At 32.2% G+C, this 12,290-nt stretch carries 8 protein-coding genes; 6 read left to right on the plus strand and 2 right to left on the minus strand.

Annotated elements, in window-relative coordinates; all coding sequences use genetic code 11:
* Positions 1–204: 204 nt before the first annotated feature.
* The 6 genes from ACX6CF_RS18795 (at position 205) to ACX6CF_RS18820 (ending at position 9,892) form a co-directional block, all read left to right on the plus strand.
* Positions 205–396 (plus strand): elgicin/penisin family lantibiotic, encoded by a 192-nt coding sequence (locus tag ACX6CF_RS18795; protein ID WP_458786908.1) that lies wholly within the window; start codon positions 205–207, stop codon positions 394–396.
* A gap of 162 nt (positions 397–558) precedes the next feature.
* On the plus strand, positions 559–3,708 hold the full coding sequence (locus ACX6CF_RS18800) for a lantibiotic dehydratase (RefSeq protein ID WP_458786909.1): 3,150 nt from the start codon (positions 559–561) through the stop codon (positions 3,706–3,708).
* 5 nt (positions 3,709–3,713) lie between these two features.
* Positions 3,714–5,582, plus strand: coding sequence for an ABC transporter ATP-binding protein (locus ACX6CF_RS18805; RefSeq protein ID WP_458786910.1), 1,869 nt, complete (start codon positions 3,714–3,716; stop codon positions 5,580–5,582).
* Positions 5,557–6,894, plus strand: a complete 1,338-nt coding sequence (locus tag ACX6CF_RS18810; protein WP_458786911.1) for a lanthionine synthetase C family protein — start codon at positions 5,557–5,559, stop codon at positions 6,892–6,894. Before ACX6CF_RS18805 ends, ACX6CF_RS18810 begins: the two co-directional genes overlap by 26 nt.
* Positions 6,895–7,168: 274 nt before the next feature.
* Positions 7,169–8,644, plus strand: coding sequence for an alkaline phosphatase (locus ACX6CF_RS18815; protein ID WP_458786912.1), 1,476 nt, complete (start codon positions 7,169–7,171; stop codon positions 8,642–8,644).
* 126 nt (positions 8,645–8,770) lie between these two features.
* Entirely contained in the window at positions 8,771–9,892 is a 1,122-nt protein-coding gene (locus ACX6CF_RS18820; protein ID WP_458786913.1) for a YibE/F family protein, read from the plus strand.
* 82 nt (positions 9,893–9,974) lie between these two features.
* Here the strand turns inward: ACX6CF_RS18820 and ACX6CF_RS18825 are convergent, their stop codons facing one another.
* Entirely contained in the window at positions 9,975–10,397 is a 423-nt protein-coding gene (locus ACX6CF_RS18825; protein WP_458786914.1) for a hypothetical protein, read from the minus strand.
* 94 nt (positions 10,398–10,491) lie between these two features.
* The gene (locus ACX6CF_RS18830; RefSeq protein ID WP_458786915.1) at positions 10,492–12,279 is read right to left on the minus strand and encodes an aminopeptidase P family protein; all 1,788 of its coding nucleotides are present in this window, start codon (positions 12,277–12,279) and stop codon (positions 10,492–10,494) included.
* Positions 12,280–12,290: the final 11 nt, after the last annotated feature.

Raw genomic sequence — 12,290 nt, forward strand, 5'->3', positions numbered from 1 at the left:
GCAAAATAAGACTTTAAAAGTAATAATGAAGTATTTTGTCAAAATAACAAGAAAATAAAAAAAATTAACAATTGACTTTTAATAATAAAATATGTATACTAATTGTGCATGCATTTTAGAGGTATAATTTGACAAGTGAGTACATAATCTCATTTATCTTATATCCTTAATTAAGGAAATTACAAATGAAAGGGGGATTGGACAATGGCTAAAAATCCATTCGATTTAGAAGTGAAAGTTGATAAAGTTAATGGGGCAGAATTAGACGGGCTTTATACGTCTACTTGCTATTCATCAACTTGTTATTCATCAACTTGCTATTCATCAACTTGTTATTCATCAACTTGTTATACTGGTCAGAATATGTGTGGATACACTCATACTTCAAGTTGTTAAAAATATAAAGTTTAAGATATTTTACATCAAAAAACATCTAATCGATGTTTTTTGATGTTTTATAAGCTTGTTGACATGATCTAATAAACTAAAAAACTGATACAGATCATCAAGTATATTAAGACTACATACTAAATATTCATAAGATGAAAGGAGAATATAATGGATACACAGAGTATTTTCAGATGTCTTGATTTTTTTATATTACGAACGCCTATACTATCTACAAATGTATTTGAAAATAAGTTAACATCTTTTAAAGCACCTATTTTAGACGAATTATGGGAATTTACACAAGACCCTTTGATTAGAGAAGCAATTGCTGTCTCAAGTATATCACTTCTGGATGCTCTAACTTACCTTTCACCAGATAGTCCTATTCGTAAAAGAGAACAAGTAGCCAAAGCTTTTTTGCGCTATTTGATTAGAATGTCTACTAGACCAACACCTTTTGGTTTATTTTCTGGAGTGGCGTATGGAGAGTACGGAGAGTATTATAATGTTGCACTAAGGAGTACTAAGTATCATGAAAAACGTACTCGTCCCGATATGGAATGGTTATTTAAAATAATATCACAGTTAGAAAATGATTCTAATGTTATTAAGCAGTTGTTAGTAATGACAAATACAATGGCTTACGAAGTAGGGAATAGAACATACCTTCCATACTTAACAAACATAGGTCAAGCTCCAAAAAGTGGTACTGATTTTGAAATGGAAAGTACATCAGTACGCACTACAAGTGCCGTCAAACAAGCACTTGAATTTGCAAAGACACCTTTGACATATGAAGAATTAATTTCAAAACTTAATTGTGAATATAGAGATACGCCCCACGAGCAAATAAACCAATTTGTATATCAATTATTTAAACAAGAGATGTTGATTTCCAACTTACGTCCACCTCTAATAGAGGTAAATCCATTGAGCTACTTATTAGAACAAATAGAACATATAAAAGGTATAGATAAGTTGAAAAATCAGTTGCAAGAGATTTCATTCATGATAGATATGTATGATAGGGCTCAATTGGGAGAAGGAGAAGAATTATATCGTAACATAATAAAAAAGATGAAAAAAATAGCTGACAGTAAAAATTTACTTCAGGTTGATCTTAGAGTTCAAACAAATGAAGTTGTTCTACCTATTTCAGTTAAACAAGAAGTGGAAAAGGTAGCAGGAGTGTTATGGAAAATCAGTAATAATGAACTAGGATTATCCCACATGAATGAATATAGAAACGAATTTCTGAAAAAATACGGAATGGAAAGAGAAGTTCCATTATTAGAATTATTAGATGAAGATATTGGATTAGGGGCACCGGCTACATATGAATATCCCCTCTCCAAGCGAATGATAGGAGAGAATAAAACAGAGTTTTTGCAACGCAAGAAATATTTATTATCCCAATGGTTAACAATGTCCTTATTAAAAGGAGAACAAGAGATTCTTTTAGATGATGATAAGGTAGCAGAATTGGTGGGAGAAGAGATTGATACCCGTTATGTTCCACGCTCTTTTGAACTATATTTTTCTTTGGTTGCTGATTCGAAAGAAGCTATGGAAGCTGGAGACTATAAACTTATAAGTGGAGCCACAGCACTTTCTTATGGTGCAGGAAGGTCAATTGGACGTTTTGCAGATATTATGAGTTGTGAGTTTCAAGACAAGCTTAAAAGTATTGGGGTGTCAGAACAAGAGATGTGTTCAGATACAGTATTAGCTGAGTTGGTTTATTTACCTGTAGATGGTAGAGCTGCTAATATAGTATTGACTTATGGAAATCGTAACCATGAGATTGTTATGGGAACCACATCTTCGAAAGAAGTGGAGAATACCATACCGTTGTCTGATTTGGTAGTTGGAGTAGATGAGAAAGGGTTTTACCTTCGTTCATTGAAGCTTGGTAAAGAGGTAATAGCTGTTACTAATCATATGTTCAATGCATCCAATTCACCAAATGTTTATAGATTTCTTAGAGAATTGGCTCAGGAGAGGCAAAGGAATATCGAAATTTTTCATTGGGGAGAATTCAACTCACTACCTTTTTTACCTCGTATCAAGTATGGACGTTGTGTTTTATCACCTGCCAGATGGATTCTTAATGAACAAACGTTTCCTTTTAAGGCAAATAGTAATAAAGATGAGTGGATAAATGAATTTCATACATATAAAAAAGAGTGGCGACTTCCTCGTTATGTTTATTTAACACAGACAGATAACAGGTTATTGTTAGATTTAGACGAGAATGTGCATATTGATGAAATACGTCGTGAATTTGGCAAGATAAGTTTTGGTAAAGGAATCATATTAACTGAGATGGGACATACAATGGAAGAACTTCCAGCAAATGATAATAATAGATATTATAATGAATTTGTGTTTCCTATCATAAGAAATTCAATGTTAGACAATAGAATAATGATACCCGATAAAAAGTGTAGACCTATTACTTATTCAGAACGTTATAAATTTCCAGGTAGTGAATGGATGTTTATAAAATGGTATGGATTAGGTAATCGTACAGAGGAATTTTTGGGAGGACAGTTAAGAGAGTTTTGTCATATGGCAGAACAGAATGGTTGGGTTAAGTCAAGTTTTTTCATGAGGTATGCTGACCCTGATAAACATATAAGATTACGTTTTTTTGGTGAGCCTGAGAAGTTACAGAGTGAATTATTACCACAAATTAATAAGTTTGCCAACAATTGCTTACAGGAAGGTATGCTTTCACGAATGGTAATTGATACATATGATCCAGAAATTGAACGCTATGGCGGTCGGGAATTAATAAAAATTGCTGAACAGTGGTTTTGCATAGACAGTAGAATAATAATGGATTGGATAAAATTAAGTGAACAAGGTCATTTGCCTATAGAAAAGGATTTATTGGCAGTGATAAGTATAATTGATATTATGGAGCAATTCGGAATAACTTTTGAGGATCAGCTTGCCTTCTTAGATAAAATTGTGAACTATAAGGATTATCTTGATTTGTTTAGGGCAAAGCGATCCATATATACAAAATTAGGGGATTCTAGAGATGGATTCGCTAATTTGAAGAAACATGATGCGGGACGATTTCTTTTACCTGCATTTCAGGCAAGAGGTCATGTACTGAATTACTATGGAGAACAACTGGCAAAGAGAGAACAAAGTGAAGAATATTATATCAAGGGTCTTGATGTGATGCATAGCATAATACATATTCATATCAATAGATTATATGGTATTAATAGAAGTGATGAAACAAGAATTCTTACTTTGACTCGTCATACGTTACACAATTTAGTATATATTCGTAGGAGGTGAATATAATGGCGGCAGATAGAGAAGATTCAAGTATAATTTCAGTAGCGAACATTTTAAAATCATTCCGTTATTGGCCTCGAATTATGGGTTTATTGTGGGCTACAGATTCAAAAAGTTTAATTGCAATAATGATATTGAATCTATTCCATGGTATTTCACCTATAGTCGTTTTGATTTTAACCAAGGATTTAATTAATTCTATTACTTATTCTTGGACAAGTGGGTTTAATGTAATTCTAAAGGCATTTGCAATATTAGTTGCATTTACACTATTAAGTCAGTTGATTAATTTGATTCAGAGCTATATAGAGAGCTTATTCAAAGTACTTTTGATGAATAGAATCAATAAACTTATTATGGAAAAGTCAGTATCATTATCATTAAAGGATTTCGAGAACTCAGATGTTCAAGATGCCCTGAAGCTCGCACAAAATGAAGCGGGTCATCGTCCCTTCCAGATTATGCAACAGATGCTATCACTCATAAGTGGTATAGTGACACTAATTTCTGCGGCTGGGATGTTGATTATTTTTAGATGGTGGATGGCTTTTATATTGCTTATTATACCATTTACATCATTTTACTCATTTCTTCGTATAGGGCAGCAAGAATTTTTAGTACAATATAATCGTATACCCAAGATGAGAAAAGCATGGTATTACTCTTACTTAATGACAAATGATAAAAATTTTAAGGAAGTGAAGCTATACCAACTGGGAAAATACCTGCTTAGGCGCTACAATGGTTTATTCAAAAGTTTTTATAAAGAAGATCGTAAAATTGCTAAAAAGAGGTTGAATGCTGGTATTTTATTTCAAATCATCAATGTTGTAGCCAATGTCTTAATGATGATAGTTGTACTTAGATCGGCATTCCTTCGCGAAATAGAAATAGGTACTGTAGTGGCATTGACTCAAACTATAACCATGACACAGAGTAATTCACAAGCACTTATTTCTGGGATACTTTCATTATGTCAGCATAATCTTTTTCTAAAACAGTTATTTGTATTTTTAGATTTGAAAGTTAGTCAGAATGATAAAGAAAAACGTACTGATATAATGGATATTGAAACAGTTGAATTTAAAAATGTATCCTTTATGTATCCAGACACTTCTAGATATGCTCTTCACAATGTGAGTTTTAAGTTGAAGCGTGGGGAAACCATGGCAATTGTTGGACGAAATGGATCAGGGAAAACTACTTTGATGAAGATATTAACTGGGTTATATGATGAATTCGATGGTGATATTTTAATTAATGGAATTTCAATTCGTTCATTTGATCAAGAAGTTTTACGTAATCATATAGCAGTAGTATGTCAGGATTTTGTGCAATATGAATTGAACATGAGACATAATATAGGTTTTGGTAATGTAAATAGACTTGAGCGGGATGAAGAATTATTAGAAGCAGCAAGAAGAGCTGGAATTGATGATTTAGTAGAACAGTTGCCACAAGGATTGGATACACAGATAGGTAGATTGTTTGAACAAGGCAGTCAATTATCAGGCGGACAATGGCAACGAGTTGCAATTGCTCGTGCTTTTATGCGTAAAGCAGATTTGTATATACTTGATGAACCTAGTTCCATGTTGGATCCTGAATCTGAATTGCAGGTATTTGAAAAATTCAAGGAGTTGATTCACCACAACATAGGAATATTCATTTCACATAGATATACGTCAATAAAGTATGCAGATCATATAATAATGATGGATCAAGGAGAAGTTGTTGAACATGGAAGTCATCATGAATTAATGAAAAAGGACGGTATGTATGCTTATCTATATAAAATGCAGCTTGCTGCATATAGTGATAATGATAAGGATAAGGAGGAAGTACATTATGAAATGGTCTCAGGTGACAGATGAAATAATTCGTGACAGGATATTAAAAATTGTAAATGAAGGAGCACATAGATTAATAGAACCTAAAAAAATTCAAGATGATATGTTGAAGTTGATAAAATTACGCAAGGAATCAGGGGCTGATTATATACCATGGTCAGCCATTGATTTAGCAAGGGGGTATAGTGGCTTTTGTGTGTTGTTTGGAGCTTTGGATAGGGTTAATCCAGAAGATGGTTGGGATCATATTGGACATACTTATTTACAAGAAATACAAAAAATAATTATGAAAGAAGGCATAAGAGAATTTAGCCTTTGGACTGGACTAGCTGGTGAAATAATAGCAGCTAGGGCATTATCAAGAAATGGAACTAGATATGAAAATTTTATTAAAGAGTTGAACTCATTTTTTCTCAAATCTTTTTCTAATATGATGGAGTATATGGAATCTAAACTGGAGGAAGGGACTTCATTACAAGAGTTTGATGTAATTCAAGGGATAAGTGGTATTGGACGTTATGTACTTTGCTTTATAGAGGAACAAGAGATGAAACTGGCAATGGAGCAGATTCTCATATATTTAGCTAAGTTGTGTGAAGATCGTGAATATAAAGGTATGGTTGTACCAGGGTGGTTAATATCTTATGATATGTATACTGGGTACGATCGTGAAGAATATCCAAATGGTCACTTTAACTGTGGAATGTCACATGGTATTCCGGGAGTGCTTGCATTAATGTCTATAGCTTTGATTAAAGGAATAGAAGTACCTGGGCAGCGTAAAGCTATACATAAAATTGTAGAATGGATTATCAAGTGGAAAGGTCAGGATGAGTATGGACCAATTTGGCCAGCTAGGGTTTTATGGGAAGAAAATATTGAAGGAAGACTTAAGAGTGTTGTCCCACGGGAAGCATGGTGTTATGGAAGTCCTGGAGTTGCACGTGCGCTATGGTTAAGTGGTATAGCAATCAACAACGATGAATGGAAGAGTATAGCACTAGATACATATAGAGGAACTGCTCTGAGACCAGAAGGAGAGTGGAATATAGAATCTGATACTTTTTGTCATGGACGGGCAGGTTTACTTCAAATGGTACAGAGAATGTATTCTGAAAGCGGAGATGAGCTAATTGGAGAGTTGCGAAATAATTTACTAAAACAAGTACTGGATTTATGGAATCCTGATGAACTTTATGGATATCAAGAAAAAGAACATTCGGATAGACAGAACATTGCTGGATTGTTGGATGGAGCAGCAGGAGTATTTGCAGTTCTAATAGGATTAATCAAGGAACAGGATTCAGATTGGGATTTAATATTTTTGATTAGTTGATAATTGGAATTAAAATAGTTTTTATAGAAAAATAAGTAAGGGAAAATATATAATACTAATTTGGGGAATTCATAATGAATTCCTTTTTTTATATGTAACTTTGATTAAATCCATGAAGAGGCTAGGATTAAAAAATAATAAAAAATAATAATATAGGGGGAGTATATAGTAGTGGGTAATATCATGATTTTACATCCATTTAACAACTATATAATAATAACTTTATACTGATAAGTTATATTTATATAGTAAATAAACCAAGGAGGCAGAATTAATGAAAAAGAAAATTATTGGTATTACATTAATGACTATGATGATATTATCATTATCGTTACAATCGAATGACATATTAAAGGCAGTGAGTAGTAATGTATTAGCTAACACAGGTGCTAAGACACCAAAGTACATATTTTATTTTATTGGAGATGGCATGGGTACTTCTCAGAGACAGATATCAGAGTATTATCTACAAGAGATAACAGGGGATAAAGATAAAAAACTTATTATGAATACATTTACTAATTCAGCTATAAACACAACACATTCATTAGATACATTAATAACAGATTCAGCTGCGGCAGGTACAGCACTTGCTACAGGTCATAAAACCAATAATGGTGTAATATCAAAAGATATTGATGGAAATGATTTTAAAACTCTTATAGAGGGTGCAGAAGAAAAAGGTATGGCAACTGGACTTGTTTCAACTACACGTATAACTCATGCGACACCTGCTGTATTTGCTTCTCACAATGAAAACAGAGGTAATGAAAATGATATAGCAGTTGATTATTTAGATAGTGGAGTTGACTATATTGTTGGTGGTGGAGTAAGAAATTTCTTACCTAAGGATTTTATAGATAATCAAACAGATGCTTTTGGGGGCACAATTTATTCTAAGCGTAAAGATGATAGAAATGTATTAGCAGAATTCAGAAAAGCAGGATACAAAGTAAGATATGGGGTAAAAGGAGCAGAAGAGTTTAAGACAGATGTATTAAAAAAAGGGGATAGATATTTGAACTTATTTACATCATCACATTTACCATATACTATAGACGATGATAACAATGCTGAATGTGATGTACCAACCTTAGCAGAGATAACTAGTAAAGGGATAGACTTATTATCAAAAGATGACGAAGGGTTCTTCTTTATGATAGAAGGTGGACGTATTGACCATGCATGTCATCCAAATGATCCATCAGGAGCTATTATGGATACACTTGCTTTTGATAAAGCAGTAGGGGAAGCATATGAATTCTATAAAGAAAATCCACAAGATACTTTAATCATTGTAGTTGGCGACCATGAAACAGGAGGTCTTGGAATGGGTGTCAATACTGACTATTTCTTGAATCTACAAGAATTAGAAAAAGTAACAATGTCAATAGAAGAATTTCAAGGTAGCTATACCGATGATAGAAAAGAATATTATAAGTTGATTGGAGAAAAATTCGGACTAACTGATCTAAAAGATGAAGAAAAAGCTATTATTGATAAAGGAATGGATATGGTTGACAAAGGGATAATTGACCCTGGTAATGCATACAAATACGATGAAGCTGCGATGGCTGTGACTCATGTATTATCAGAAAGAGCTGGTATTTATTGGACATCTTATGCTCATACGGCTACACAGATACCAATGTCAGCTGTTGGTGTAGGCTCAGAAAACTATAAAGGATTTTTAGATAATACAATGATAGCTAAAATAACTGCTGATATAGTAGGATTAAAATTAAATTAACCTAACCTAATACTACAAGGTATCTATGAGATTAGGGGGCTGAACATAATGAATTTATTCATATAAAATTATCTGACAGTCCCTTAATTTTATGGATATTATTTTTAATATAGAGGAGTATTAATAATGAATAAAAAATTAAGAGTATCTTTTATATATGGTATATTTTGCATCATCATCTTTCTGCTTTTTATACAATCAAATAATTCTTTTAAGAAGTATAATAAAAATGTTATGGAAATAAAAGCGAAAGTTATAGAAGTAGATGATAGTAATGTTGTCAAGGCAGGTGTTTCAGCTATTGGTTTTCAAGATTTGGAAGTTATAGCAATTAACAGTGAATATAAAGGTAAGAACATAAATGTCAAAAACCAACTTGTAGGAAAATTGGATTATGATAACTATTATGAAGTTGATGATAAAATAATTATTGCAGTCAAGACAGAAAATAATAAAATTATTGATGCTAAAGCAATAGAACTATACAGGCAGAACTATCTATTATTCATTTTTTTAGTATTTGTAATTCTACTTATCATATATGCTAGAAGCATTGGGGTTAAAGCATTACTTTCTTTTATATGTACCATGTTCATATTATGGAAATTTCTTATACCTAATTTATTACAAGGAAAAAATCCGTTGATAGTAGCCTTTGTGACTTTATTTGCTTTATCTGCTATTATATTATTTACTGTAGCAGGATTTAACAAAAAAGGTATTTCAGCATTCTTGGGTACTTTATCAGGTTTGTTAATAACTTTAGTATTAACGATGGTAGTTGGGAATAAATTAGGATTAATGGGAATGACTTCCCCATATGCAGAAACTATTGTTTTTAGTGGCTACTTTGATCTTAATATGCGTTATATTTTTTATGTAGCCATTATAATCGGTTCTTCTGGAGCTGCAATGGATATAGCAATGGATGTATCTTCAGCTTGCCAAGAGATAAAATGCAAAAAAGAAGATATAACACAAAGAGAACTTATTAAGTCTGGGTTTAATATAGGGAGAGACGTGATAGGTACAATGACAACTACATTACTTCTTGCATATTCTGGAGGTTATCTAACACTGTTAATGCTATTTCAGATAAGGGATTCTAGTTTTACTAGAATCATAAATATGAAGATAATATCAGCTGAAATAATGAGAACTTTGATTGGCAGTATTGGTCTAGTAATAGTAGCTCCAATAACTGCTATTATCGCTGGGCTTTTAATGGGAATGAAAGTAAAAGAGTGATTATTAGGAGTTAGGGTATACCCCTATACTATTGGAGGGACTGATAAATACAGTTCAATAAAAAAAAGACTAAAGCTAGGCTTTAGTCTATTGGGTAATGATATTGTAATCTTTCAAGTTCTCTATCTAACTCAGAATTTATCTGCTTATCTATTTCTTTTTTATATTCTGTTATAAGTTTTGATTTTTCTTTATCTAATTGTTTTATAGTTTCATCAACTTTGTCATTGACTACTTTTTTAGCAACTTCTGCTTCAGATTGTTTATAAGCTTCTAGATCATTTTTAATATCATTTTTATAATCTTTAACATAATTATCTAATTTTTTCATAGCTTCATTTGTATTTCTTTCTAATCCTGAATCTTTCTTTAATACAGCATCTTTCACAGCTGTTATTCCTTTTATTATACCACTATATAAATCAATATTAGCTGCATAAGCGACTGTGTTGATGAGGATAAAAGAAAGTATACTTATTGTAACTATTTTTTTGAATTTTTTCATTTATAATTCCTCCCCATTTTTTCTGACAGGACTTATTATAAATGATTGGTAAGTAGAATACTACATGTATATGTTGGTAAATGAACCATATATATTATATGCTTTTTGTCTGAGATTGAAGCCATGAGCATTCTTCTTCATTAAGGTAAGGAGAAAGCTTATTGTATACTTGGGTATGGTAGTTATTTAACCAATCTTTTTCAGCAGTGGTAAGCATTGTAATATCAATACCTTTTATATCAATAGGACAATATGAAATTGTATCAAACGCCATGAAACGACCATCAGAATTATTCATGACTTCCTTAACTAATATAGAATTTTCTATACGTATACCATGTTTGTTTTCTTTGTAGATACCTGGCTCGTTAGTAAGGTACATTCCTTCTTCGATTATTACATCACTTGATCCTTTTCGTATTCTTGCAGGTCCTTCGTGTACACCTAATAAAAATCCTACAGAATGGCCAGTTCCACACTTGTAATCCATATATTCTTGCCAAATAGGCTGCCTTGCAATAACATCAATATTAGAACCTGTTGAACCATACAAGAATATTAGGCGAGCTAGGGCAATATGTGATTTAAGAACTAAGGTATAATCATGTCGTTCTTCTTCTGTAATGTCTCCTAGAACAATAGTACGGGTTATATCTGTTGTACCATTATGGTATTGTCCGCCAGAATCTAGTAAGAAAAATCCTTTTGAGTTCAATGTCTTGGTATTTGCCACATCAGGTTTATAGTGCATCATAGCTGCATTTTCTTGATAAGCAGGAATGGTTGCAAAACTATCTTCAATATATAGTGGATTTTCTTTTCTGAAGCTTGCCAATTTTTCTGCTGCTGTAATTTCTGTTATATTTCCACTTGGAACAGCTTTCTCTAACCAATATAAGAATTTTACTAATGCTACACCATCTTCTGTTTCACAGTCTTTCAAATTCTTGATTTCAGTCTCATTCAGTTTAGCTTTTACGAGTGCTGTAGGTTCAAGTGTTTCTACAATACGACTTGAAGAGTCAATCATTGATTTTAAGCCATAATTTAACATAGTAGGGTCATATATAACTGTTAAATCCTTAGTAAGTATTTTTATATCATCAAAAATATCATCATAAGATTTTAGTACTATATTTTGTTCTTCAAGTATTTTACTGACATCTTCAGGAACTTTGTCAAGTTGTACATATAGAATCGCTTCAGTCATGGTTATTATTCCATAAGCATATGTAATAGGAGTATGTAAAATATCATTGCCTCTTATATTAAATAGCCAGGCAATATCATTGAGAGAGCTTATTAAATATATTTCTGAATCTTTCCTTTTCATTTCAGTACGAATAATATTTATTTTTTGTGTAGAATCAAGACCTGTATATTTTATGTCGTGATGATATATTGGACTATTAGGTAGAGGTTGTCTATCTGCCCATATTTTTGATAGAAGGTCAATATTACCTACAAATTCTATTTTATCATTATGTATAACATTTTTAAGTATTTTCATGTCATTTACAGAAAATAAGCGTTGGTCAAATCCTATACGCTCACCAGTCTTAACGGTATCTTTTAACCATTCTTGATAAGTAGGTACACCTGGTTCAAGCATTTTATACAGAACAACTTCACTGTCACTGATTTGTTTTTCTGCTTGAATAAAATATCTTCCATCAGTCCATAGACAACTGTCTGACATAGTGATAATAACTGTCCCAACTGAGCCGGTAAATCCAGATATATAAGCTCTACTTTTATAATGTTCTGCTACGTATTCGCTTTGGTGGGGGTCAGCACTGGGTATAATATACGCAGATAATCCTTCTTTTTTCATTTCTTGACGTAATAATTTTATGCGTTCATTTACAGTAATACTAGCCATTTTTATACATC

The sequence above is a fragment of the Vallitalea sediminicola genome, from assembly GCF_054408565.1.